Raw genomic sequence first — 24,898 nt, 5'->3', positions numbered from 1 at the left:
AGCGCCGTCGCTCAACGGATAAAAGGTACCCCGGGGATAACAGGCTGATCTTCCCCAAGAGTCCGTATCGACGGGATGGTTTGGCACCTCGATGTCGGCTCGTCGCATCCTGGGGCTGGAGTTGGTCCCAAGGGTTGGGCTGTTCGCCCATTAAAGCGGTACGCGAGCTGGGTTTAGAACGTCGTGAGACAGTTCGGTCCCTATCCGCTGCGCGCGTTGGAGTCTTGAGAAGGGCTGTCCCTAGTACGAGAGGACCGGGACGGACGAACCTCTGGTGTGCCAGTTGTTCTGCCAAGGGCATGGCTGGTTGGCTACGTTCGGGAGGGATAACCGCTGAAAGCATCTAAGCGGGAAGCCTGCTTCGAGATGAGGACTCCCACCCACTTGATGGGGTAAGGCTCCCTGTAGACCACAGGGTTGATAGGCCGGAGATGGAAGCCTAGTGATAGGTGGAGTTGACCGGTACTAATAGGCCGAGGGCTTGTCCATAGATGCTCGCGTCCACTGTGAAGTTCGTTGTACGGCCACGCCTTTTAGGGTTCCGGTGGTCATGGCGAAGAGGAAACGCCCGGTTACATTCCGAACCCGGAAGCTAAGCTCTTCAGCGCCGATGGTACTGCATGGGGGACCGTGTGGGAGAGTAGGTCGCCGCCGGACAATTATTGATAAAGCAGAGGGCCTTGTCGGAATTATCCGTTCCGACAAGGCCCTCTTGCTTTCCGCTACGGTGTGCCCATGAGCGGAGAAGCGCGTCTGCTGTGGGACGAGAAGGTCACACGCTACAACTTCGGGCCCGGCCACCCCATGGATCCGGTGCGGCTGAGCCTGACCATGGCCCTGGTCGAGGCGCTCGGCCTCGACCAGCGGATCGCCGTCAGCGGGGCGTCCCCCGCGGACGAGGCCACCCTGGTGACCGTTCACCGACCGGAGTATGTGACCGCCGTTCAGCGGGCCTCCCGCCAACCCGAGGACGCCGACGAGAAGTTCGGGCTCGGCACCGCCGACAACTGGGCCTTCGCCGGAATGCACGAGGCATCAGCGCTGATCGCCGGCCAGTCCGTCGCGGGAGCCGAAACCGTCTGGCACGGCCAGGCCGCGCACGCCGTGAACTTCGCCGGCGGCCTGCACCACGCGATGCCGGCCTCCGCCTCCGGGTTCTGTGTCTACAACGACGCCGCCCTCGCCATCGCCCGCCTGCTCGAACTCGGCGCCGAACGGGTCGCCTACGTGGACCTGGACGTCCACCACGGCGACGGGGTGCAGAGCGTCTTCTGGTCCGACCCCAGAGTGCTCACCATCTCCGTCCACGAACACCCCCGCACCCTCTTCCCGCACACCGGCCACCCCGAGGAGACCGGCGCCGAACAGGCCCCGGGCAGCGCGGTCAACATCGCACTCCCGGCCGGAAGTTCCGACGAGGAATGGCTCCGCGCGCTGCACGCCGTCGTGCCCGAACTGCTGGCCGAGTTCCGCCCCCAGGCGCTGGTCTCCCAACACGGCGCCGACACCCACTTCGAAGATCCACTCGCCCATCTCACGCTCAGCCTTGACGCTCAGCGGCTGGGCGCGGAGGCTGTTCACGCGTGGGCGCACAGCTATGCGGACGGTCGGTGGCTCGCCCTCGGCGGCGGCGGATACGCCGTGGTGGACGTGGTACCGCGGATCTGGAGCCATCTCGTCGGCATCGCGGCCCACGCCCCCGTGGCGCCGGAGACGCTGGTCCCCGAGGAATGGCAACAGCGCGTCTACGCACTGACCCGAGGGATCGGGCCGCAGCGGATGACCGACGGTCGGTCTCCTCGTTGGTCGGAGTGGGGTGCGGGATACGACCCGGCGGATCGGGTGGACCAGGCCATCCTCGCCACCCGGCGCGCGGTCTTCCCCCACCACGGTCTACTCGCCTGAGCGGATCAGGAGCTACGGCATCCGGTCCCCCCGGGGTAGTTGGGGCTGCCGAGGTTTCGCTGCGTCCACCGCAGGGGGATCTATCGACAAAACGACCTGATTGGTTCTACGTCCGGTGCGTCGGTTCCGACCGGTCCCGGGGCGAGACGATCCCGTCGACGAGCCCGTCACCGCTTGGTCATGCCTTCTCCTTCACTCGTTCAAGGGGTGTTCCCGGGCGTGGAATTGACGGCGTGACGGTTGCCGCCCGCGGGGGGTGGGAAATGCCTTCCACGCAGGTCAGCGTCGAGCCGGCGGGGGTGGGGCGGCGGAGGCTCTTGGTCCCGGAGTCATGGGTCGGGAGCCGGGTGACGGCCGGGGCGGCGGCGCCCGTCGGCGCGGAGGGCGGAAGCCGAGCCGGTCGCTACGCACCGCGTACGTACTATGTGACAAAGGGGGTTCTCTGTCATGGTAAGGGCCGGCTCGTTGGATAAGGCCGGTTGAGGCACCTCTTCCCCACTCGCATCACCCGCCCCTAATCTGGGGAGGAGCGCACATGCGAGAGGGAGTCACCGGAGGGGAAGCCGGTGTCCGACATGTGCGGAAGGTCAGGTGTGACATGGCTGCTGGTGAAAGGCTTCTGAGCGAGGCCAAGTTCCTGACCGTGGCGGAGGTCGCCGCGGTGATGCGAGTCTCCAAGATGACTGTGTACCGCTTGGTGCACGCCGGTCATCTGCCTGCGATCCGAGTGGGAAGGTCCTTCCGAGTTCCCGAGCAAGCCGTTCATGAGTACCTCCGAGAGTCCTTTGTGGGCGTCGAAAGCGCCTGACAACGGACGGAGCCTCTCGATGCCCCTCGATTAACCCGCATGACCCGGTGACCGGTAGGCTGAGCCCATGTAGGTCGTGTGGGCTCGGACGCCCCGCACCGAGTAATCGAAGTGAGCGAGGGTAGTCGTGGGCTCTGTTATCAAAAAGCGGCGTAAGCGGATGGCGAAGAAGAAGCACCGCAAGTTGCTGAAGCGCACTCGCGTGCAGCGTCGCAACAAGAAGTGAGCGAACGCTGCTGACCGGCCCTCCCGCCCCCGTGGCGGGAGGGCCGACGCGCGTTTTGAGGGGGTTCGATGGGCAGGAATGTGCTGGTCACCGGGGCCGCCGGGCCTCTGGGAGGCCGGCTGCTCCGCTTTCTGCGGAGGGACAAGGGGGTGGCGCGGCTGATCGGGGTGGACAGCCGCGCACCGGTGAGCCCCGTGCCGGACACGGAGTTCGTGCGGATCGACCTCGACGGGCCGACGGTCGTCTCGGTGCTGGCGGAATGCGCCGTGGACACGGTGGTGCATCTCGATCTCCGTGAGGAGTCGGGGGCGCCGGCGGGCCGCGTTTCGGCGCGGGAGGCGAACGTGCTGGGCACGATGCGGCTGCTCGGCGCCTGCCAGCGGGTGCCGGCGGTGCGGCGGCTCGTCGTCCGTTCCAGCACCCGGATCTACGGCGGTTCGGCGCGGGAGCCGGCGGTGTTCGGCGAGGACAGTCCGCCGAGGGCGCCGAGCGGTGAGGGCTTCGCCAGGGATGTCGCCGAGGTCGAGGAGTATGTCCGGGGCTTCGCCCGGCGGCGACCCGATGTCTCCGTCACGGTGCTGCGGTTCGCGCATCTGTTGGGGCCCGGCTCGGCCGCTCCGCTGGCCGCCTACTTCAGGCTGCCCGTGCTGCCCACGGTATGGGGCTACGATCCCCGCCTCCAACTGCTCCACGAGGACGACGCGCTTGAGGTGGTGGGCCTCGCCTCGGGGGAGCCGGGGCTGGGCGAGGGCGGGTTCACGGTGTTCAATGTGGCGGGTGAGGGAGTGGTGACGCTCTCCCAGGCGGCGCGTCGGCTGGGGCGGCCCACGGTGCCCCTGATGTCGCCGTTCGCCCCCTGGTTCGGCTCGACCCTGCGGGCCATGGGGATCGCCGGCGTATCGGCGGAGCGGTTCCGTTCGCTGCTGGCCGGCAGGGTGGTGCGGACCGCGCGGCTGCGGGCGGCGATGGGGGGTCCGTTGCCGCACAGCACGGCGCGGACCATCGCGGACTTCGGCGCCGTCCATGGCCCGGGGCTGCTGCCGCCCGAGACCGTCTCACAGGCGTTCGACCGGTTCGAGGAGGCGTTGCGCCGTGGCTGATGCCAAGGTGATCCCGTTCGACGAGGGCGAGCGGCGCTCCCGGCGGGCGACGGATGTCGGGCCGGTTCCCGAGCCCGTGGAACAGGCGGAGGAAGCCGGCGGAACAGCCGGGGGGACGGCCGGCGGGGCCGGCTGGGACGCGGCGTTGGCCCGGGGACTGGCCTTTGTGCGCCGGCGGTTGTCCGGTGACTACGAGGTGGACGACTTCGGCTATGACGAGGACCTCACCGACGAGGTCCTGATGACGCTGCTGCGCCCGGTGTTCGAACGGTACTTCCGGGTCGAGGTGCGCGGGATCGAGAACGTGCCGGACGAGGGCGGCGCGCTGATCGTCGCCAACCATTCGGGCACGCTGCCATGGGACGGGCTGATGACCCAGGTCGCGGTGCGCGACCGGCATCCGGCGGGGCGCCGGCTGCGACTGCTGGCGGCCGATCTGGTCTTCCAGCTGCCGGTGGTCAACGAGCTGGCGCGCAAGGCCGGGCACACGCTGGCCTGTGCGGAGGACGCCCAGGAGCTGCTGGAGCGTGGGGAGTTGGTCGGCGTGATGCCCGAGGGCTTCAAGGGGATAGGCAAGCCCTTCGCCGAACGCTACAAGCTCCAGCGGTTCGGCCGGGGCGGGTTTGTGAGCACGGCGCTGCGCGCGCGGGCGCCGATCGTGCCGTGTTCGATCGTGGGCGCCGAGGAGATCTATCCGATGGTGGGCAACGCGCGGACGATCGCTCGGCTGTTGGGCCTGCCGTACTTTCCGGTGACGCCGACGTTCCCGTGGTTGGGGCCGTTGGGCGCGATACCCCTGCCGACCAAGTGGACCATCCAGTTCGGCGAGCCGATCGAGACGGGGGACCTGCCGCCGGAGGCGGCGGAGGACCCGATGCTGATGTTCCAACTGACCGATCAGGTCAGGGAGACCATTCAGCACACCCTCTACAAGCTGTTGGTGGCTCGTCGTTCGGTGTTCTTCTGAGCGCTCTTCCCGCCGTGAGCGCTCTTCCCACCGCCCACCCGCGGTGGCCGGCGCGGCCGTTCAGTCTCCGGTGTCGTCGGGTTTGACCTCCAGGCCGAGATCGGGCAGCAGCTCGTCCAGCAGGGGCGGGATGGTGATGTCGTTCGCCTCCTGCGGGTGCTGGGACTCCGGGGTGCTGGACGGGCTCCCCGACCGGGGCTGTTCCTCGGGGGCGATGGCGTCGAGCAGCCCCGTGTCGCCGAGCAGGCCGCCGCTCTCCGCCGGGGCCTCGGGGCTGGCCGATCCCGCCTCGGCCTCGGGGGCGGCCTCGGTGGTCGCGCCGGACAGGGCCCGGCTGGGCGAGGCCATGGGCTCGGCCTCGGCCGTGGCCGGGGGGCCCATGGAGGCGTTTCCGCGCTCGTCCGCGAGGGCGCTGCTCTGCGGCTCGGGGGGAAGCAGCGAGCGGAGCGGTGCGATGTCCTCCTGCATGGCGTCCAGCACGTCGGTGACCTCGGCCTTGACATCGCCCAGCTGGGGCGGGAGCAGCCGGCGGACCTCGTTCCAGGTGGTGCTCTGGCCCTCGAAGAAGCTGGAGAGGGACTGGATGGAGCCGATGGCGCCGTCGGTCTCGTAGGCGCGGGTGAGCAGCAGGTGGCCCTTGGCGGCGTCGTCGCGCATGTTGGAGAGCGCGCGGCGGATCTCGCCAAGCCGTTCGTGGTCGGGCGTGCCGTCGTGTCGCTCCTGGGCGAGCAGCTGTTGGGCCTCGTGGAGGCGGGTGGCGGCGTGGTCGAGATAGACCTGGCCCCGGTCGGCGTCGCCGCTGGTGAAATCGAGGCGAAGATCCTCCATGCCGCGTTTCAGGCCGTACAGGGTGTCGCCCGGCAGGGCGTCCCCCGAGGCGGCGGCGACGCCGCCGAAGGCGCCGGCGGCCACTCCGGCGGCGAGCCCACCGGCGGCGAGCCCCTTGGACAGCCGGGACCTGGGGCGCAGCCGGCCGAGCGGCCCGGCGGCGAAGCCGCCGGCGCGCTCCCTGCGCTGTTGCTGGGGGACCCGGGCCTGGCCCGGGGCGGCTTCGGCGCCGCCCTCGGCCCCGGTGTCGTTCATCGCGGTGAGCAGCGCGGCGCGCTGGGCCGCGCGTGTCTCGGCGGACAGCTCGGGCCTGGGCAGGGCGGTCAGCCGGTCCACCACGGACAACAGGGCGGACTGCTCGCCCCCTTGGGCGGAGCCGGCTTCGGGCCTGGCCGCCGCCGGGGGCACTTCGTCATGCCGGGGCTCTTCGCCGCAACGGTGCTCCTCGGGTGGGCGAGCCTCTTCGAGAAGCTGGGCGAAGGCAAGGGCGCGGCGGTTTGCCGACACGGAACCGATCACGGACGGCACCTCCTCTCGTCACACGAAGGACTCCCTAACGGGTATGGAAGTTTCGGGCTTCTGCCAGGAGCATCCGGATGAGTGAAACCCCTGGCGGAATGTGGCCGTAGGGAGTCCGCGAACTCGACAACGAGCGGACAGGCAGTCGGGTTACGGCTGAAAGATTATGTGACTGATTGACTGCTCATGCCTACACCCCGTCATCTCCGGGAGGAGGGGGTGTGCGGCGGAGGCGCGGGGGTGGTGTGGCGCCGCGCGCCCGGGGTCACCATGCCTTGAAGTGCGGTTGTGTGCCGCGGTGTTCAGCGTGCGTCGTCGGGGAGGAGCCGGGCGAGGGTGCGCACGGCGCGGTACTGCAGTGTCTTGATGGCGCCCTCGTTCTTCCCCATGACCCGGGCCGTCTCGGCGACGGAGAGCCCCTGCAGAAAGCGCAGCGTGACGCACTCCTGCTGCTGGGGGTTGAGCTTGTGCACCGCGTCCAGCAGGGCGGAGTTGGCCAGCGACTCCAGCACCGACTCCTCGGGGCTGCGCTCCACCTCGTTGGCGTCCAGCATTTCGCCGGTGGTCACTTCGAGTCGGAATCGGCTCGACTTGAAGTGGTCGGCGACCAGGTTGCGCGCGATGGTGACCAACCAGGCGCCGAAGTCGCGGCCCTGCCAGGTGAAGGTGCCGATGCGGCGCAGCGCGCGCAGGAAGGTCTCGCTGGTGAGGTCCTCGGCGGTGGCCCGACCGCCGACGCGGTAGTAGATATAGCGGTAGACCGTGTCCGAGTAGTGGTCGTAGAGGCTGCCGAACGCCTCGGACTCGCCATTCTGGGCGCGTTCGACCAGATCCATCATGCGGCGGCTGTCGCTGTCGGCGGCGGGACGCCGGGCCGTCGAGGCGCCGGCCGAGCCCGAGCGGGCGCGTCTGCCGACGGTGGTGCCGCCGGCGGCGGCTTCGGCCAGGGCGTAGGCGAACGGCCCCGCGGGGACGGGTGTGGCGAAGGCAGGGGTGGAATACGCGGCGGGGACAAGGTCGCGCAGCCGGTCGAGGACCGTCGTGCGCAGCGTAGCCAGGCCCGAGGCGACAACCCCGACGTGTGGGTACACGGGACTCCCAGAGGCAGAGCTTCCAAGACGAGCGGTACTTGGTCCGGTGCCGTCACCTGGCTGGGGACGGGTGGGGACCGGAACGCGTCTGAGGAGAATAACGCTTCGTGAAGACAGCGCTACGCCCAGTTGCGGAAATCGCCGATTCGGTTTGAAGAGTTACGCGTTGTGTTCGCCGCGCCACGGTAACGCCAGGGGGAAGTTGACAATAAGGATCATGTTCTTGATAGCGCGATGACCGATATTGATCGATGGAGCAGGGGGCACCCGTCTCGCCTGGGAGTACGTCGAAAAGAGAGATGAGCGCCGCATGTCAGCGGCGGACCGGCCGGGAGCGGGGAGCGTGGGTCAGCCAACCCAACGACCTGACCAGGGGATAGTCACACCCGACGCGTTTTCGCCGGGCGGAACGGGCGACTTCGGCACCGACGCCGGTCGGTGACGCCGGTCGGTGGCTTCGGCGGAGGCTTCAGCGACGGCGGCGGCGGTGGACCGCGACCGCCGCGGCGGCGCCGCCGACCACGGCGCCGGCGCCGGCCGCCGCCGGCACCCCGATGCGGACGGCCTTGCGGCCCCTGCGGTAGTCCCGCAGTCGCCAGCCCATCTCCCTGGCGTGGGCTCGCAGTTGGCTGTCCGGGTTGATCGCGTAGGGGTGGCCGACCAGGGACAGCAGCGGGATGTCGTTGGCGGAGTCGCTGTAGGCGGCGCAGCGGGCGAGGTCCAGGCCCTCCGCCTCGGCGAGCGCCCGGACCGCCACGGCCTTGGCCGGGCCGTGCAGCGGTTCGCCCACCAGACGGCCGGTGTAGACGCCGCCGACGGATTCGGCGACGGTGCCGAGCGCGCCGGTCAGGCCGAGCCGGCGGGCGATGATCGCCGCCGTCTCGACGGGCGCCGCCGTCACCAGCCACACGCGTTGGCCGGCGTCCAGGTGTGCCTGGGCGAGGGCCCTGGTGCCCGGCCAGATGCGGCCGGCCATGTACTCGTCGTAGATCTCCTCGCCGATGGCCATGAGATCGGCGACCCGATGGCCCTGGACGATGGAGAGGGCGCTGTCCTTGGCGTCCGCCATGTGTCCCGAGTGCTCGGAGCCGGCCAGCCGGAAGTACGCCTGCTGCCAGGCGAAGCGGACCAGTTCGCGTTTGGTGAAGAACTTCCGCTTGTAGAGGCCGCGTCCGAGGTGGAAGATCGCCGCGCCCTGCATGACCGTGTTGTCCAGGTCGAAGAAGGCGGCGGCCCTGGGGTCGCCGGGGGTGGGGAAGGCGGGCGCGTCCTCGGCCTCGTGCGCGGGGGCGTGCGCGGCCCGGCGCGCGGCCTCGGCCGCCGCCTCACCTGCCAGCACGCTGCGTTCGGTCGCCGTGCGGCGGCGTGCGGTGAGCCAGCTCCTCGGACGGGCGGCCCATGAGGTCAGCGCGGGAAGGCCGGCGGAGCCGGGGAGACCCGGAATCCATGGGAGGCCGGGGACGCCGGGGACGCCGGGGACGCCGGGGAAGCGGGGAAAGCCGGGGAAACGGAACCTGGCCATGGTGTCGAGCATAGCCACCCCGTCCGGCCGGCCCGATGGGCCCCACATGGCTCGTCGATGGCTTTCGGGTGGCGTCGGGATGGCGTCCGGGGCGTCCGTTCGGCGGCAGAATGGGCGGCATGAGTCTGCTGCGTCGTGCCTCCCGTAAGCGTCCGGTCGCCGAGCGTGTGGTGACGTTGATCGGTCGGTCGGGCTGTCATCTCTGCGATGACGCCCGGCGGGTGGTCAGCGAGGTGTGCGAGGAGCTGGGCGCCCGTTGGGAGGAGCGGGACATCGACCAGGACGCGGAGTTGCACCGCAGGTACTGGGAACAGATCCCGGTGGTGCTGGTGGACGGGGAGCAGCACGATTTCTGGCGCGTGAACGAGCAGCGGCTGCGGCGCGCTTTGGGAGCTTGACCCGATTTGGATTAGCATCCGGGGTTGATTTTTCCATTCAGGGGCGTATAGGCGAGGAGTGTGACCCGGTGTCCGTGTTGGTCCATGTGGCACCGGTCACTTTGCCGGGACAAACCGGACACAATCTTTGTGCACGCGTTCACAAAGGCATAGCCTGGGCACGGTTGAGCGGTTGTGGCGCAGGTGCCACAGGTAGCCGCCTTCCGGATGGCCCGACCGGCAGGAGCACCGTGGCAACTGGCCGAAATCACCGACCGGCGACTCGAAGCCGAGGAATTCCCGAGGCGACGGTCGCCCGGCTCCCCCTGTATCTGCGGGCGTTGACGGCGCTGTCCGAACGCTCGGTGCCCACGGTCTCGTCGGAGGAGTTGGCGAGCGCCGCCGGAGTCAACTCGGCGAAGCTGCGCAAGGACTTCTCCTATCTGGGCAGCTATGGCACCAGGGGCGTCGGCTATGACGTCGAGTACCTCGTCTACCAGATCTCGCGTGAACTCGGTCTCACCCAGGACTGGCCCGTGGTGATCGTCGGGATCGGTAACCTCGGCGCCGCGCTCGCCAACTACGGCGGATTCGCCTCCCGGGGATTCCGGGTCGCCGCGCTGATCGACGCCGACCCCGCGCTGGCCGGGCGCCAGGTGGCCGGTATTCCGGTGCGTCATGTGGACGATCTTGAGGCGATCATCGACGCCAACGGGGTTTCCATCGGTGTGATCACCACCCCGGGGGGCGCGGCCCAGCAGGTGTGCGACCGGCTGGTCGCCGCCGGGGTCACGTCCATCCTCAACTTCGCCCCCACCGTGCTGACGGTGCCCGAGGGCGTCGATGTGCGCAAGGTCGACCTCTCCATCGAACTGCAGATCCTCGCCTTCCACGAGCAGCGGAAGGCCGCCGAGGCCATGGGCGGCGAGGTGCCGGAGGCGCCGGCGCCCGGCTCGGCCGCGCGGGGGGCGGGCCGTGAGCAGGGCCCGGAGGGGGATATTCCGGCGGTGATGCCGGCATGACCCTGTTGGTCGTGGGGCTCAGCCATCGCAGCGCTCCGGTCAGCGTGCTGGAGCGCGCCGCGCTGAACGCGGAGGCGGGCGGCGGGCTGCTCCGGGAGCTGCTGGACGGCACGGCGCTGGAGGCGGCGCTGCTCTCCACCTGCAACCGCATCGAGATCTACGCCGAGGTGGACCGCTACCACCCGGGCGTCTCCGGGCTGACCACCGTGTTGGCCCGGCACACCGGGGTGTCCGTCGACGAGCTTTCTCCGTACCTCTATGTCCACTACGAGGAACGGGCGGTGCGGCATCTGCTCACCGTGGCCTCGGGGCTTGACTCGATGGTGGTCGGCGAGGGGCAGATCCTCGGCCAGATCAAGACGGCGCTCGCTTTGGCGCAGGACGAGCACACCGCGGGTCGGTTGTTGAACGACCTGTTCCAGCAGGCCCTCCGGGTCGGCAAGCGGGCCCACAGCGAGACCGGAATCGATCGAGCGGGACAGTCCCTGGTCACTTTCGGACTGCGGCAGTTGGCCGGCGCCGAGGAGGTGTCGTCCTGGGCCGCCGGGCGCCGGGTGCTGGTGATCGGCGCCGGCTCCATGTCCTCGCTGGCCGCTTCCACCCTGGCCCGGGCCGGTGTGGCCGAACTGGTGATCGCCAACCGGACCTTGAAGCGCGCCGAGCGGCTGGCCGAAGCGCTGGCGCAGAGCGGGGTCAAGGCCAGGGCGGTGCCGATCAACGCGATCTCGGTGGCGGCCGAGCTGGCCGTCGCCGATCTGGTGGTCTCCTGTACGGGGGCCACCGGTCTGGTGCTCGGCACCGAGACGGTGGCCCACGCGATGCGGGAGCGGGAACGGCCGCTGGCGGTGCTCGACCTGGCCATGCCACGCGATGTGGACGCCGGGGTGCACCGCCTCGACGGGGTGCGCCTGGTCGACATCGAGTCGCTGGCCGCGGCCTCGGCCGACGCCCCGATGGCGGCGGACGTGGACGCGGTGCGGAGCATCGTCGCGGACGAGGTGGCCGCGTTCTGCGCCGCCCGCCGCGCGGCGCACATCACGCCGACCGTGGTGGCGCTGCGGGAGATGGCGTCCGATGTGGTCGCCGCCGAACTGACCAGACTGCACGGTCGCGTCCCCGATCTGGACGACAAGCAGCGAGCGGAGATCACCAGGACGGTGCGCAGGGTGGTGGACAAGCTGCTGCACGCGCCGACCGTACGGGTCAAGGAGTTGGCCGGTGAGCCGGGCGGCGACCACTACGCGACGGCGCTGCGTCAGCTTTTCGATCTCGACCCGCGGGCGGCCGTCGCCGCTCGTAACCCGGAACAGGAGCGGTCATGAATGCCCTGCGGCTCGGAACCCGGCGCAGCCAGTTGGCGGTGGCGCAGTCACGCGGCGTCGCCGACCGGCTGACCCGGTTGACCGGGCAGCCCGTCGAGCTGGTGGAGATCACCACCTACGGGGACGTCTCACGGGAGAGCCTGGTGAGCATCGGCGGCACCGGGGTCTTCGTCTCGGCGCTGCGCGACGCGCTGCTCGACGGGGAGATCGATTTCGCGGTCCACTCCCTCAAGGACCTGCCGACCGCGCAGCCGGCGGAGTTGACGCTGGCCGCGGTCCCCCAACGGGCCGATCCCAGGGACGCGCTGATCGCCCGCGACGGCCTCGACTTCGAGCGGCTCGCGATGGCGGGCGGCTCGGAGGGGCCGGCCAGGATCGGCACCGGATCCCCGCGTCGGATGGCGCAACTCAACGCCTGGGCAAGGGCGTTGGGGCGGGACATCGAGACGGTTCCGATTCGGGGGAATGTCGATACCAGGATCGGGTACGTGCACAGCGGCGAACTCGACGCGGTCGTGCTCGCCGCCGCCGGACTGAGCCGGTTGGGCCGCAGCGCGGAGATCACGGAGTTCCTGGCTCCCGACACGGTGCTCCCGGCCCCCGGGCAGGGAGCGTTGGCGGTGGAGTGCGCCGCGTCCCGCGTGGAGCTAGCCGCCCAGCTCGCCGGGCTCGACGATCCGCACACCCGGATCGCCGTGGCCGCCGAGCGAACCCTGCTCGCCGACTTGGAGGCCGGTTGCAGCGCCCCTGTGGGTGCCTTCGCCGACCTGCTGGCCGACGGGCAGGCCGTCACCGAGCTGCGTCTGCGCGGCGTCGTCGGCACCACCGACGGCTCCCAGCTGGTGCAGCTGTCCACCACCGGTCCCCTACCGGCGTCCGTGGCGGAGGCGGTGGCCGTCGGCCGCCAACTCGCCGACGAGATGCTCGCCAAGGGCGCGGCCGGTCTGATGGGGGAGCGAGCGTCTTGAGCCCCACCACCGCGCATGTCACGCGCGCCAAGCCGACCGTCAGCGCCCTGGGACACGTCACCTTCCTCGGTGCGGGACCCGGAGATCCGGGCCTGTTGACCCTGCGCGCCGTCGAGGCGTTGGCGCAGGCCGATGTGCTGGTCGCCGACCCCGCCGCCTATGAGGTGGTCCGGGCACACGTCAAGCCGGGCACGGACACCCCGTTGCAGAACACGGCCGAGGGCGAGCCCCCGACCGCCGTGGGTGACGATGTGGCAGATCTTGTCATGCGGGCCGCGAGCGCCGGCAAGCGGGTCGTCCGTGCCGTGGTCGGCGACCCCGGCATGGACACCGACGCCACGGGGGACATGCTGGCGCTGGCCACCGCGGGCATCACCTTCGAGGTGGTGCCCGGAGTGGCGAGGGCGGTCGGCGTGGCCGCCTACGCCGGGGTGCCGCTGCGCGATCCCGAGGGCGGCGATGTGCGTTTTGTTGACGCGCGTACCGCCGACGAACGCTGTTGGACCGAGGTCGGCGGCAGCGACGCCACCGTGGTGATCAGCTGTGTGCTGGAGACGGTGGCCCAGACGGCCGCCCGGCTGATCTCCTCCGGGCGCAAGCCCGACACCCCGTTGACCGTCACCGTGGCCGGCACCACGACCAGGCAGCGCACCTGGTCGGCCACGCTGGGCACGGTGGAGCGGACGTTGAAGGCCGCCAAGGTGCTGCCGCCCGCCGAGGGGGAACGTCCGGTCATAGCCGTGGTCGGCGAGCGGAGCGCGCCCGCGCTTCGGGACCAGCTGGCCTGGTTCGAGTCCAAGCCGCTGTTCGGCTGGAACGTGCTGGTGCCCCGCACCAAGGAGCAGGCCGCCTCGCTCTCCGACCAACTGCGGTCCTATGGCGCGGTGCCGAGCGAGGTGCCGACCATCGCCGTCGAACCGCCGCGCACCCCGCAGCAGATGGACCGCGCGGTCAAGGGCCTGGTCACCGGGCGCTATGAGTGGATCGCCTTCACCTCGGTCAACGCGGTGCGGGCGATCAGGGAGAAGTTCGAGGAGTACGGCCTGGACGCCCGGGCGTTCGCCGGGATAAAGGTCGCGGCGGTGGGCGAGCAGACGGCCGCCGCGCTGGTCGAGTTCGGCGTGCGGCCCGATCTGGTGCCCAGCGGCGAGCAGTCGGCCGCCGGCCTGTTGGAGGACTGGCCGCCCTACGACCCGGTCTTCGACCCGATCGACCGGGTGTTCCTGCCGCGCGCCGATATCGCGACGGAGACCCTGGTGGCCGGCCTGGTCGAGATGGGCTGGGAGGTGGACGACGTCACCGCCTACCGCACGGTGCGGGCGTCGCCGCCGCCGGCGGAGACCAGGGAGGCGATCAAGGGCGGCGGCTTCGACGCGGTGCTCTTCACCTCCTCCAGCACGGTCCGCAACCTCGTCGGGATCGCCGGGAAGCCGCACAATGTGACGGTTATCGCGTGTATCGGCCCGGCGACGGCGGCGACCGCGCAGGAGCACGGGCTGCGGGTCGATGTGCTGGCGCCGGAGCCCTCGGTGCACCAACTGGCCGAGGCGCTGGCCGAGTACGGCGCGGAGCGGCGGGCGGCGGCGCTGCGCGCCGGCGAGGTGCTGAAGCGGCCGAGCGAGAAGCGGCCGCAGCGGCGGCGCGCGCGGACGTCCTGAGGTACCGCCCTCGCCTGTTGCGCGGACGGCGCGGGCCCGTGTCGGTGGAGACGGCGAGCGCCCTTGCCGGCGGGGACGGCGCGCGTTGCTCGGACGGCGCGCGCCTCGGTGGCGCGCGCCGGCGTCGGGGGCGTACAACCGGGGCACGGGGCGTAGAAGACGACTGAGTACGGAGCGGTTTCGTTGAGTGCAGAGAACGGCGCGTTTCCCGATGTCCGGCCGAGGCGGCTGCGTACCAGCCCGGCGATGCGCCGCATGGTGGCCGAACACCGGCCGCATCCGGCCGATCTGATCCTGCCGGCCTTTGTCCGGGAGGGCGTTGACCGGCCGGTGCCGGTGTCCAGCATGCCCGGGGTGGTCCAGCACTCGCTGGACTCGCTGCGGGCCGCCGCCGTCGAGGCCGCCGAGGCCGGGGTCAGCGGGCTGATGCTCTTCGGGGTGCCGGAGGACCACAAGAAGGACGCGATCGGCACCCCCGGGACCGATCCCGACGGCATTCTCCAGGTGGCGCTGCGCGCGGTGCGCGCCGAGGTCGGCGATGCGCTGGTGGTGATGGCCGACACCTGTCTGGACGAGGTCACCGACCATGGGCACTGCGGTGTGCTGGACGCCGAGGGCCGGGTGGACAACGATGCCACGCTGGCGCGTTACGCCGAGATGGCCGTGGTCCAGGCCGAGGCCGGCGCACGGGTGCTGGGCCCCAGCGGCATGATGGACGGTCAGATCCGGGTGATCAGGCGGGCGTTGGACGCGGCCGGGCACCAGGATGTGGCGCTGCTCGCCTACACCGTCAAGTACAGCTCGGCGTTCTACGGCCCGTTCCGGGAGGCGGTGAACTCCTCGCTGCGCGGCGACCGCCGCGGCTACCAGCAGGATCCGCCCAATGTCCGTGAGTCGCTGCGGGAGTTGGCGCTGGACCTGGCCGAGGGCGCCGACATGGTGATGGTCAAGCCGGGGCTGCCCTATCTGGATGTGCTCCGCCAGATCGCCGACCGGTCCACGGTGCCGGTGGCGGCCTACCAGATCTCGGGCGAGTACGCGATGGTCGAGGCGGCGGCGGAGAAGGGCTGGCTGGACCGGGAGCGGGCCATCGAGGAGACGCTGACCGCGTTCAAACGGGCCGGCGCCGACCTCACGTTGACGTACTGGGCGACGGAGTTCGCCCAGTGGCTGCGCGCCCGGTACTGACCGGCGGGTGAGCGGTGGCGGCGGCCGCCCGGTGACCGTTGCTGCCCATCTGGCGATCATTGCTGCCTTTTCGGCGCCGGTCTGGTGATGATGGTGGCGCCGCGTCCGTCCGACTGTTCCATCCGGTTGTTCGGTCCGGTTGTTCCGTCCAGCGTTCTCCAGGAGGCCATGTGTCCACTCCAATCGCCGTCGTCACCGGGGCCAGCAGCGGCATCGGCGCCGCCACCGCGCGACGGTTGGCCGCCGCCGGCTACCGGGTGGTGCTGACCGCGCGGCGCCGGGACCGGATCGAGGCGTTGGCGGACGAGCTGCGGACGGCCGGGCGGGAGGCCGAGGCCCATCCGCTGGATGTCACCGACCGGGCGGCCGTCGACGCGTTCGCCGGCTCGTTGGACCGCTGCGATGTGCTGGTGAACAACGCGGGTGGCGCGATCGGCCTGGAACCGGTGGCCGACGGGGACCCGGCGGACTGGCGCGCCATGTACGAGGTCAACGTCCTGGGGGTGTTGAACCTCACCCAGGCGTTGCTGCCCGCGCTGATCGCCTCGGGCGCCGGCACGGTGCTGGTGGTCACCTCGACGGCGGGGCACGGCACCTACGAGGGCGGCGGTGGCTATGCGGCGGCCAAGCACGGCGCCCATGTGCTGGCCAACACGCTGCGGTTGGAGATCGTGGACCAGCCGGTCCGGGTGATCGAGATCGCGCCGGGGATGGTGCACACCGAGGAGTTCTCGCTGACGAGGTTCCGTGGCGACGCGGAGCGGGCCGCCGCGGTGTACGAGGGCGTCGCCGAGCCGCTGACCGCTGACGATGTGGCCGACACCATCGTCTGGGCGATCACCAGGCCGCCGCATGTCAATGTCGATCTGCTGGTGTTGCGCCCGCGTGCCCAGGCGTCCAACAGCAAGGTGCACCGGGCGCCGGTGGGGCGTTCCGACTCATGAGCGGGGATCTGCGCGGGGCGCGGGTGCTGCGTTTCGGGGACGCGGGGGCGGCGGGTCTTGACCCGTCCGCGATGGAACAACTGGTGCCCTGTGTCGAGGAGTTCCTGACCGGTCCCGAGCCGGCCTTCGCCGGGTTCGCGCTGCTGGCCGCGCGGAACGGGGTGGTGGTGGCGCATGCCGCCGGGGGCCATGCCGTGCGGTACGCGGTGGCGCTCGGACGGGACGGCCGGGCCGCCGAGGAGGGCGCCGTGGTCGAGCTGCCGGAGGCGGACCGGGTGCCGGCGGCGCCGGACACGGTGTTCGATATGGCCTCGGTCTCCAAGATGTTCACCGCCCTGGTGGTGGTGTGCCTCGCCGAACGGGGCGCGTTGGGGCTGGACGACCCCGTTTCCCGCTGGCTGCCGGGGTTTCCGCCGCTCAGCGTGCGCTCGTTGCTGACCCACACCGCCGGCTGGCCGGCCGAGATCGATCTGGGGCCCTATCCGGACCGGGACGCCAGGCTGGCGGCGATCGGGGCGCGGCGCCCGGAGTACCCGCCGGGGACCGGCTACCGCTATTCGGACCTGGGGCCGATGGCGCTCGGCGCCGTGGTGGAACGGGTCGGCGACGCGCCGCTGGACGAGCTGGTCCGCCAACTCGTCACCAAACCACTGGGGTTGACGGACACCGGCTATCGGCCTTCGCCGGCGCTCCGCGAGCGCTGCGCGGCCACCGAGTACCAGCCGTGGACCGGGCGCGGCATGATCCGTGGCGAGGTGCACGACGAGAACGCGCACTATCTGGGCGGGGTGGCCGGTCATGCCGGGGTGTTCTCCACCGCCTGGGATCTGGCCGTGCTCGGCCAGACGCTGCTCAACGGGGGCTGCTACGACGGGGTGCGGCTGCTGGGCGAACGCTGGGTGCGGGAGATGCTCACCCAGCAGAACGCGGGTCTTGGCCGCGATGCCGCGCGCGGCCTGGGCTGGCAGCTCGACCAGCCCTCGATCATGGGGGAGTTGGCCTCCCCGACGGCCTTCGGGCACGGCGGCTACACCGGTACCAGCCTGGTGGCCGACCCGAGCAACGGGGTGCTGTGGGTGCTGCTGACCAACCGGGTGCATCCGAGCCGCGACCGGGGCACGGACGGTGTCTACCGCCGTGCCCCGGCCGCTGTGTTGGCGCGGGCGCTGCGCGCCGAGCGCTAGCGGGGAACAGCCCCGGGCGCTCGGCCCGGTGGGGTCAGCCCACCTGGAGCAGGTCGGCCGTGGTGGCGGCGCCCGGGTTGGAGACGGCGTCAGCCGCGGCGGCGGCCTGGATCGAGGCCAGCACGTCGTCCGGGGTGGCGCTGGTGTCGTCGGCCAGCACCAGCGCGGCCACGCCGGCCACGTGCGGGGCCGCCATGGAGGTGCCGGAGATGGTGTTCTCGGCGGTGTCGCCGGTGTTCCAGGCCGAGGTTATGGCCTCGCCGGGAGCGTAGATGTCCACCACCGAACCGATGTTGGTGAAGAAGGCGGAGCTGTCGTCGTCGCTGCTGGCGGCGACGGTGATGGCCTCGGGGACACGGGCGGGCGAGTAGTTGTCCGCGTCCGCGCCGTAGTCGTTGCCGGCGGCGATGGCGTAGGGGATGCCGGCGGCGATGGACTCGCTGACGGCCGCGTCGAGCACGCTGTCGGCGCCGCCACCCAGGCTCATGTTGGCCACGGACGGGCCGGTGGCGTTCTCGGTGACCCACTCGATGCCGTCGACCACGGTCTGGGTGGTGCCGGAGCCGCTGTCGTCGAGGACCTTCACCGAGACCAGGGTGACGTTCTTGGCCACGCCGTACTCGGCGCCGCCGACCGTGCCGGCGACATGGGTGCCGTGGCCCTGGCCGTCACTGCCGTCCCCGCCGAAGGCGTCGAAGCCGAACTCGGCCCGGCCCTCGAAGTCCTCGTGGGTGTAGTGGATGCCGGTGTCGAGGATGTAGGCCGTCACACCCTCGCCGCCGTGGTCGGGGTAGGTGTAGGAGTCGTCCAGCGGCAGAGACGGCTGGTCCAGCCGGTCCAGACCCCAGGAGGGGACGGGGGACTGGGTCTCCGCGATGGTGAACGTCTGGTTCTGGACGACCTCGGAGACGGCCGGGTCGGCGGCCAGGGCCACCGCCTGCTCCTCGGTCGCGGTGATCGCGAGGCCGTTGAACACCGTGTCGTAGGTGCTGGTGATCTCGGCGTCGTACCGGTCGGCGAGCGCCTCGGCGCCGGCCGATTCGGCCCGGATCGAGCTCTCGTCGAGCACCACCAGATAGCTGTTGTCGACCGTGCCTTCGGCGCCGGCGTTGGCGATGACGGCGGTGGCGTCGACCGTGGTGTCGTTGGCCGAGGCCATGGTGGGCAGCAGCACGCTGGCGCCGAGGCCAAGCGCGGCTGTCGCGGCGACGGCTGTGGTGCGGGTGATACGCATCCCTGCCATTGAGGGGTCCTCCTCAGAGGTGAAGCGCGAACAGTGTGGGGGAAGTGCTCTGAGTAACGGGTGTGAGCATGACAGCTCGTTCTTCGCTCATCACCTGTCAGCTCGAAAGGTTCGTCCACCAAGAGGAATTGGGCAAGGGGGCCTCGGTGTAAGAAACTTTTTTGTCATGTGACTGTAAAAGCTAGCGCGTGGCTTCAGGCGGGAACGCTCAGAAAAGGGCGAAATGCGCGTAGACGGACGTGAGTTGTGGAGGGGAGGCACGTTAGACGGAGACGGAGGGTGACGCCTCGGGCGGAGCCCGCCGGGACGATCCGGGGAGGAGGCCGCCCTCGGCGCGGTGAGTGACGGGGCGGGTGGTGCCGCCGGCGAGGGACGCGGCGCGACGGGGTGCCGTGTAACGGGGTGCGGGGGACGGTTTTCGAGGTGAAACAATGGCTCGGTCGTCAACCGCCAGAAGGAGAAGTGCCAGCCGTGGCCCAGACCCCCATGGAGACCGACTGGGTCTCCCGACTCGCTGACGAGGTCATCGCCGAGGCGGAGCGTCGTGCCCCCGGCAAACCCGTCGTCTGCGCGTCCGGGCTCAGTCCATCGGGCCCGATCCACCTGGGGAACCTCCGCGAGGTCATGGTGCCGCATCTGGTCGCCGACGAGATCAAGCGGCGTGGGGTGCCCTGCGTCCACCTGGTCTCCTGGGACGACTACGACCGCTTCCGCAAGGTGCCGGCCGGGGTGCCCGGGGTCGACGAGAGCTGGCAGGAGCACATCGGCCGCCCGCTCACCGCCGTCCCCCCGCCCGCCGGCAGCCCCTACGCCAGCTGGGCCGAGCACTTCAAGGCGCCGCTGCGGGCCGCGTTCGACGCGATGGGCATCGAGGTCCGGGAGATCAGCCAGACCGAGCAGTACACCTCGGGCGCCTACCGCGAGCAGATCCTCTTCGCGATGCGCGAGCGCCGGCGGATCGACGCGGTGTTGGAGCGCTACCGGACCAAGGGCAAGACCTCCCAGGAGGCCGCCGTCGACGCCAGCGAGGACGAGGCGGAGCGGGCGGCCGCCGAGGGCTCGGGGGCCGCGACCGAGGACGACGGCGGAGCGGGCGGCGCCGGCTACTACCCGTACAAGCCGTACTGCGGCGTCTGCGGCCGGGACACCACCACCGTGACCGCCTACGACGACGAGAGCACCGAGCTGCGGTATGTCTGCGACTGCGGCCACGAGGAGAGCGTCAAGCTCTCCGAGTTCAACCGGGGGAAGCTGGTCTGGAAGGTCGACTGGCCCATGCGCTGGGCCTACGAGGGTGTGATCTTCGAGCCCGCCGGGGTCGACCACCACTCTCCCGGCTCCTCCTGGGTGGTGGGTGGTCAGCTGGTCTCCGAGATCTTCGGCGGACTCCAGCCGATCGGGCCCATGTACGCCTTCGTCGGCATCAGCGGGATGGCGAAGATGTCCAGCTCCAAGGGCGGGGTGCCCATCCCCGCCGAGGCGTTGGAGATCATGGAGGCGCCGCTGCTGCGCTGGCTCTATGCCAGGCGCCGGCCCAACCAGTCGTTCAAGATCGCCTTCGACGGGGAGATCCAGCGCACCTACGACGAGTTCGACGCGTTGGCCCGCCGGGTGGCCGCCGGCACCGCGCAGCCGGCCGACGCGGCCGCCCACAGCCGCGCCGTGCGCACGGCCAGCGGCGAACTCCCCACCACCGAGCGGCCGTTGCCCTATCGGATGCTTGCCTCCGTGCTGGACATCACCACCGGGGACGAGGAGCAGACGCTCCGCATCCTGAGCGAGGTGGACCCGGAGCAGCCCGTGCGTTCGTTGGCGGAGGTGCGCCCCCGGCTCGACAAGGCCGCGCGGTGGGTGGAGACCCAGCTGCCGACCGAACAGCGCACCTGGGTGCGGCAGGAGCCCGACGCGGAGCTGTTGGCCTCGCTCGAAGAGGAGCAACGGGCGTCGCTGCAACTGCTGTTGGACGGCCTGGACAGCCACTGGTCGTTGGACGGCCTCACCACCCTCCTCTATGGCGTGCCCAAGGTGCGGGCCGGGCTGCCGCCGGACGCGAAGCCGACCCCCGAACTCAAGGTGGCCCAGCGGGGCTTCTTCGCTCTGCTGTACCGGCTGTTGATCGGGACCGAGACGGGCCCCCGGCTGCCCACGCTGCTGCTGGCCGTCGGCGCGGACCGCGTGCGCCGGCTGCTCGGCGGCTGACCACGGGCGCCGCGCGCCTGAGGCGCGGACCGGCCCCGGAACGGCGGCCGGCCGCGCACGCCGCCGCGCCCCCGCCCGGCTGAGGCGGGGAACGCGGCGCCGGGCGATGCCCCGGGCGGGGACCGGCCCCATCGCGAGGGCAATCGCCACAACCGCCGCCATCCCGAGGGCGAGGGTGAGAGCGGGGGCCGGCGGAGCAAGCTGCGCCGGAGCCGCCGCCAGCAGAAGCGCCGCCAGCAGAGCGGGCACCAGCAGCGACAGCGACAGGGCCAGGACCAGCGCGAGGGGCAACGCCAGAACCGGCGCGAGGACCAGGACCAGCGACGGGGACACGGCCGGCGCAGCGAAGGTGTGGGCCGCCGGGTGAGACGGGGCCCGGCGGATGGGCGGAGTCGGCGTGGATCGGGGAAGCGGCTGAGGGGACATGGCACTCTCCTCGGGCGGCGGAGCCGACGCCCATCGGCGATTACTGACAGTGCCAACTCTGCGCCATGCCGCTACCCTCTGTCATCACCCACACGAGGGAATCCCCCGGCTCAGCCGTGACGGACGTCGGATCAGACGCCCGTCCCCATCTCGGCGTTGTAGCGCTCGCGGAAGCCACGGGTGAAGGGGCGGAGGTACTGCTCGCTCAACAGAGTCCCGTCGCTGTCGGTGATGGCGAATCGTTCGTGCAGAAAGCGGGACAGCTGACGGGCGTTGGGGAAATCGCCCTGTTCGAGTATGTACTGCCGATAGGCGTCATAGAGGGGTTCGCTCTGCTGGGCACCCTCGGGAAGACGGTCCGTCGATGGCTCCACCGGGGCCGTCGGAGCGTTGCCCAGGGCGCGTCGGCGGCCCGGGGCGACCGGCACCGTCACGGCGGCCTCCTGGGAGGCGGGCGCCGCCGCGCCCACCAGATCGTCCAACTCGCGGTAGGCCGGCTCGGGCTCTTCCATCTCGGGCGCGATCCAGGTCTCGCGTACGGGAGTCCGCTCTGCCGCCGGCGTCGCCACCGGTTCCGTGGGCGCGACCGGCGCCGCCGCCACCTCCCGCGCCCCGCGCTCGGCCGGCTCGCGCTCGACCGCCGGCCCGGCCGGCCCCGCGGCCGCCGGCACCCCCGTTTCGATGCCGGACCCGATGCCGGACCCGATGCCGGCGGTGCCCGTTGTGACGCCCGCCTCCTCCGTGTCCGGCGCCCGGCCGGCGTCCGGCTCGGTCCCCTCGCGTCGTTCCACCGCGAGAGGCGCGCGGGCCGCCGCCAGTCCGGTTGCCGCGGTGTCGCGCAACGGGACGCCATAGCGCGCGAGTTTGAGCGGCATCCTGGCCTCAACCGGCGCGCGGCGGCGCCATGCGCGCCCGTACTCGGCACGCAACTGCGCCTGGTAGACCAGCCGGTCCCGCTCCATCGCGATGACCTCCTGGTAGGAGCGCAGTTCCCAGAGCTTCATCCGGCGCCAGAGCCGGAAGGTGGGGATCGGGGAGAGGAACCACCGCCACATCCGGACGCCCTCCATATGACGGTCGGCCGTGATGTCGGCCACCCGTCCGATGGCATGGCGCGCGGCCTCGACGGTGATCACAAAGAGCACCGGAATGATCGCGTGCATGCCGACGCCCAGCGGGTCGCCCCAGGCCGAGGCGCCGTTGAAGGCGATGGTGGCCGCCGTCAGCAGCCAGGCGCACTGGCGTAGCAGGGGGAAGGGGATGCGCAGCCAGGTCAGCAGCAGGTCGAGGGAGAGCAGGACGACGATGCCGGCGTCGACGCCGATGGGGAAGAAGGGGGCGAACTCGCCGAAACCCTTCCGTTCCGCGAGGTCGCGGACGGCGGCGTAGGAGCCGACGAAGCCGATGGTGGCGATGACGACGGCTCCGGCCAGCACGATGCTGACCAGGATGCGATGTGCGCGGGTCAGCTTGATCGCGGCCACTGGTGGTGCCTCCCCAGGGGTCGGCGGCGGGGTCGGTGTCGGCCCCAGCCTGGCATATGACCTAGGTCATGTACGCGCCGACCGCCGCCAACTCCCGGGCGACCCACCCGGGATGGCCCGCTCAGGAGTCGCTCTTGCCGTCCTCGCCGGATTCGCCGTCCCCGCCATCCGCGCCGTCTCCACCATCCCCACCGTCTTCATCATCCGCGCCGTCGGCACCGTCCGCGCCGTCGGCGCCTTCGTCGGCGGCGCCGGCGTCCAGGTTGGTGACGACCTCCTGGGCGGTGATGTCGGCGGCCTCCTTGATGCCGCCGGCGCCGGGCAGATCGTCGCCCTGGAAGCCGGCGCCCGAGTAGTCGACGGTGACCACGGCGTTGCCCGTGCGAACGACCACGCGCTGCTGGCGGTAGTCATGCTCGTCGCCGTCGGCCTCCTTGGTGACCGCATAGGCGATGGAGACCGCCTCGTCGCCCGTTTCCGGCAGTTCCTCGGCGGTCGGCTCGTGGTTGTCCTCGTCGCCGGTGATCTCGTCCACCATCTGCTGGAGGTAGGCGCCGGCCCGCTCGTCGCCGCTGCCCACGGCCGGATCGGAGTCGAAGCGGCGCAGCGAGACGGTGAGCGAACGGAACTGGTACTCGTCCAGGCCGCTCCACAGGCAGGCGGCCGAGGCCGAGGTGTTGCTGGACTCCAGCGCCTGGCCGTTCTCGGGGTCGGCCTCGGGGACCACGTTCTCGACGGTGTCGCCGCTCAGCAGGGAGCAGGGCTCGGGCAGCTCGGCGAACCTGACCGGCTCGGGGGTCGGCGCCGCGGACTGGGGCGCGTTGTCCTCCTCGGATCCGGAATCGTCGGACGAGGAGGAGCAGCCGACGGCGAGCAGCACGGGCACGGCGGCCAGTGCCGTCAGTCGGACAACGCGTCGCGAGGCTTTACGGACCATGGGTTCTTCGCTCCCGTTACCTGTCACCAGTTGCTTGAGCTCGCCAGTTGCCCGAGCCGTGGGCCGGCCGTCGTGGTGGCCGTGGGCCGGCCGCTGCCTCGCCACGGTACGCCCGCCGAAGGCCGGGACCCGGATGGCGCGGCTGCGTCAGCCGTCCAGACCGGCGGCGAGCTGTCGGGCCACGGTCTCGGCGTGCTGCTGGGACTCCGAGCTGTCGGGCGCGGCGTCCGGCTGGATGGTCGCGACGCTGTACACAACGGTGACGATAACGTTCGCGTTGCGGAAGGCGAGCGTCACATCCCGTCGGCTTGTGGCATCACTGCTGGTCAAACGGTCATCGAGAAAAGCGACGTGACCAATGCCATCAAGCTGTCTGGCGCTTGCCGGCCTTCCGCCCAGGTCGGGGGAGAGGGCGTTGGCACCGTCCTCGTCGGTCTGGTCGGCGTCCTCGCCGAGGGTGAGTCCGAACTCTTCCGCGCGGGTCTCGAAGTCGAACTCCGCCTGATCGTCGTCGCTCACCTCGGATTGGTACGAGATCACGCGCAGAAAGTCGACGGTCAGCCGTTGGGAGTCCGCGCCGTCGGTGTTGCGCCATTCGCAGCCGACGCGGCGGCCGGTGTCATAGGTGGCGAGCGGATCGCCCGCGTAGACCTCGGGGTCGGCGTCGGGCATGAGTTCGGCGAGGGTCTCCTGGCGGACCGAGCCGCAGGGCTCGGGGAGACCGGAGTAGCGCCCCTGCTGGGCCTGGTTCCTGGCGCCGTCGGACGGGTCGGACCCGCCGGTGTCCTCGGTGCCGCCGATATCGGCGGCACAGGCGCCGGCGCCGAGTATCAGCGCGACCGCCAGCGCCGCGCCCGCGGCCCTCGCCCTGCCCTGCACCCTGGCCTCCCTCTCGACCCCTCGGCCTCGGCCCGCTTCGGTCCTCCGCCGGCTGGTCCACGTTCGCAGGGGTCATGTCTATCGCAGGCGACCGCCAAACG

21 protein-coding genes and 2 rRNA genes are annotated in these 24,898 nt (G+C 71.0%); 16 read left to right on the top strand and 7 right to left on the bottom strand.

The window, feature by feature from the left end:
• From AOM46_RS10315 to AOM46_RS10290, 7 genes are all read left to right on the top strand, one after another.
• Positions 1-489: ribosomal RNA gene (locus AOM46_RS10315) — 23S ribosomal RNA — on the top strand; the annotation flags it as partial.
• 51 nt (positions 490-540) lie between these two features.
• A 5S ribosomal RNA gene (gene rrf / locus AOM46_RS10310) occupies positions 541-657 on the top strand.
• Between the two features lie 78 nt (positions 658-735).
• Entirely contained in the window at positions 736-1,905 is a 1,170-nt protein-coding gene (locus AOM46_RS10305) for an acetoin utilization protein AcuC (protein WP_062208462.1), read from the top strand.
• A 598-nt stretch (positions 1,906-2,503) separates the two neighbouring features.
• Complete coding sequence (locus AOM46_RS10300; protein WP_019431885.1) at positions 2,504-2,713, top strand: helix-turn-helix domain-containing protein; 210 nt, start codon at positions 2,504-2,506, stop codon at positions 2,711-2,713.
• Positions 2,714-2,840: 127 nt separating this feature from the next.
• Positions 2,841-2,939 carry a 30S ribosomal protein bS22 gene (locus AOM46_RS31810; protein ID WP_003948845.1) on the top strand — a complete coding sequence of 33 codons (99 nt, stop codon included), beginning with the start codon at positions 2,841-2,843 and terminating at the stop codon, positions 2,937-2,939.
• 68 nt (positions 2,940-3,007) lie between these two features.
• Positions 3,008-4,039: an NAD-dependent epimerase/dehydratase family protein gene (locus tag AOM46_RS10295; RefSeq protein WP_062208459.1), complete on the top strand. Its 1,032-nt coding sequence runs from the start codon at positions 3,008-3,010 to the stop codon at positions 4,037-4,039.
• Positions 4,032-5,006 (top strand): lysophospholipid acyltransferase family protein, encoded by a 975-nt coding sequence (locus tag AOM46_RS10290; RefSeq protein ID WP_062208456.1) that lies wholly within the window; start codon positions 4,032-4,034, stop codon positions 5,004-5,006. Before AOM46_RS10295 ends, AOM46_RS10290 begins: the two co-directional genes overlap by 8 nt.
• 60 nt (positions 5,007-5,066) lie before the next feature.
• Here AOM46_RS10290 and AOM46_RS10285 read toward each other — a convergent pair whose 3' ends face one another.
• The 3 genes from AOM46_RS10285 to AOM46_RS10275 form a co-directional block, all read right to left on the bottom strand.
• Positions 5,067-6,353: a DUF5667 domain-containing protein gene (locus AOM46_RS10285; RefSeq protein ID WP_067226113.1), complete on the bottom strand. Its 1,287-nt coding sequence runs from the start codon at positions 6,351-6,353 to the stop codon at positions 5,067-5,069.
• A 302-nt stretch (positions 6,354-6,655) separates the two neighbouring features.
• The gene (locus AOM46_RS10280; protein WP_062208450.1) at positions 6,656-7,444 is read right to left on the bottom strand and encodes an ECF subfamily RNA polymerase sigma factor, BldN family; all 789 of its coding nucleotides are present in this window, start codon (positions 7,442-7,444) and stop codon (positions 6,656-6,658) included.
• Positions 7,445-7,913: 469 nt separating this feature from the next.
• Positions 7,914-8,966, bottom strand: coding sequence for an HAD family phosphatase (locus AOM46_RS10275; RefSeq protein ID WP_158920356.1), 1,053 nt, complete (start codon positions 8,964-8,966; stop codon positions 7,914-7,916).
• Between the two features lie 110 nt (positions 8,967-9,076).
• On the opposite strand from AOM46_RS10275, the gene AOM46_RS10270 reads away from it, so the two are divergent.
• The 8 genes from AOM46_RS10270 (at position 9,077) to AOM46_RS10235 (ending at position 17,629) form a co-directional block, all read left to right on the top strand.
• On the top strand, positions 9,077-9,364 hold the full coding sequence (locus AOM46_RS10270) for a glutaredoxin family protein (RefSeq protein WP_062208447.1): 288 nt from the start codon (positions 9,077-9,079) through the stop codon (positions 9,362-9,364).
• A gap of 230 nt (positions 9,365-9,594) precedes the next feature.
• The gene (locus tag AOM46_RS10265; RefSeq protein ID WP_062208444.1) at positions 9,595-10,365 is read left to right on the top strand and encodes a redox-sensing transcriptional repressor Rex; all 771 of its coding nucleotides are present in this window, start codon (positions 9,595-9,597) and stop codon (positions 10,363-10,365) included.
• Positions 10,362-11,687, top strand: coding sequence for a glutamyl-tRNA reductase (locus AOM46_RS10260; RefSeq protein ID WP_062208441.1), 1,326 nt, complete (start codon positions 10,362-10,364; stop codon positions 11,685-11,687). Before AOM46_RS10265 ends, AOM46_RS10260 begins: the two co-directional genes overlap by 4 nt.
• Positions 11,684-12,655 carry a hydroxymethylbilane synthase gene (gene hemC / locus AOM46_RS10255; protein ID WP_062208438.1) on the top strand — a complete coding sequence of 324 codons (972 nt, stop codon included), beginning with the start codon at positions 11,684-11,686 and terminating at the stop codon, positions 12,653-12,655. The genes AOM46_RS10260 and hemC overlap by 4 nt, the downstream gene beginning before the upstream one ends.
• Positions 12,652-14,313, top strand: coding sequence for a uroporphyrinogen-III synthase (locus AOM46_RS10250; protein ID WP_062208435.1), 1,662 nt, complete (start codon positions 12,652-12,654; stop codon positions 14,311-14,313). The genes hemC and AOM46_RS10250 overlap by 4 nt, the downstream gene beginning before the upstream one ends.
• A 183-nt stretch (positions 14,314-14,496) precedes the next feature.
• Complete coding sequence (gene hemB / locus AOM46_RS10245; protein ID WP_062208433.1) at positions 14,497-15,501, top strand: porphobilinogen synthase; 1,005 nt, start codon at positions 14,497-14,499, stop codon at positions 15,499-15,501.
• Between the two features lie 170 nt (positions 15,502-15,671).
• Positions 15,672-16,445 (top strand): SDR family NAD(P)-dependent oxidoreductase, encoded by a 774-nt coding sequence (locus AOM46_RS10240; protein ID WP_062208430.1) that lies wholly within the window; start codon positions 15,672-15,674, stop codon positions 16,443-16,445.
• Complete coding sequence (locus AOM46_RS10235; RefSeq protein ID WP_062208428.1) at positions 16,442-17,629, top strand: serine hydrolase; 1,188 nt, start codon at positions 16,442-16,444, stop codon at positions 17,627-17,629. Before AOM46_RS10240 ends, AOM46_RS10235 begins: the two co-directional genes overlap by 4 nt.
• Before the next feature lie 34 nt (positions 17,630-17,663).
• Here the strand turns inward: AOM46_RS10235 and AOM46_RS10230 are convergent, their stop codons facing one another.
• Positions 17,664-18,872 (bottom strand): S8 family peptidase, encoded by a 1,209-nt coding sequence (locus AOM46_RS10230; protein ID WP_234313703.1) that lies wholly within the window; start codon positions 18,870-18,872, stop codon positions 17,664-17,666.
• Positions 18,873-19,358: 486 nt separating this feature from the next.
• Here AOM46_RS10230 and lysS point away from each other — a divergent pair, with 486 nt between their 5' ends.
• On the top strand, positions 19,359-21,071 hold the full coding sequence (gene lysS / locus AOM46_RS10225; protein ID WP_199823952.1) for a lysine--tRNA ligase: 1,713 nt from the start codon (positions 19,359-19,361) through the stop codon (positions 21,069-21,071).
• Between the two features lie 557 nt (positions 21,072-21,628).
• Here lysS and AOM46_RS10220 read toward each other — a convergent pair.
• From AOM46_RS10220 to AOM46_RS10210, 3 genes are all read right to left on the bottom strand, one after another.
• Positions 21,629-22,981 carry a DUF2637 domain-containing protein gene (locus AOM46_RS10220; RefSeq protein ID WP_078856653.1) on the bottom strand — a complete coding sequence of 451 codons (1,353 nt, stop codon included), beginning with the start codon at positions 22,979-22,981 and terminating at the stop codon, positions 21,629-21,631.
• A gap of 121 nt (positions 22,982-23,102) precedes the next feature.
• Entirely contained in the window at positions 23,103-23,918 is an 816-nt protein-coding gene (locus AOM46_RS10215; RefSeq protein WP_158920353.1) for a DUF3558 domain-containing protein, read from the bottom strand.
• Between the two features lie 147 nt (positions 23,919-24,065).
• The gene (locus AOM46_RS10210) at positions 24,066-24,797 is read right to left on the bottom strand and encodes a hypothetical protein (protein ID WP_062208416.1); all 732 of its coding nucleotides are present in this window, start codon (positions 24,795-24,797) and stop codon (positions 24,066-24,068) included.
• Positions 24,798-24,898: the final 101 nt, after the last annotated feature.

Origin of the sequence: Streptomyces sp. NBRC 109706 (assembly GCF_000974485.1) — a bacterium.
Taxonomy (GTDB): Bacteria; Actinomycetota; Actinomycetes; order Streptomycetales; family Streptomycetaceae; genus Streptomyces.
The sequence above is the reverse complement of the archived record's forward strand: the minus strand, read 5'-3'. Positions and strand labels throughout refer to the sequence as shown.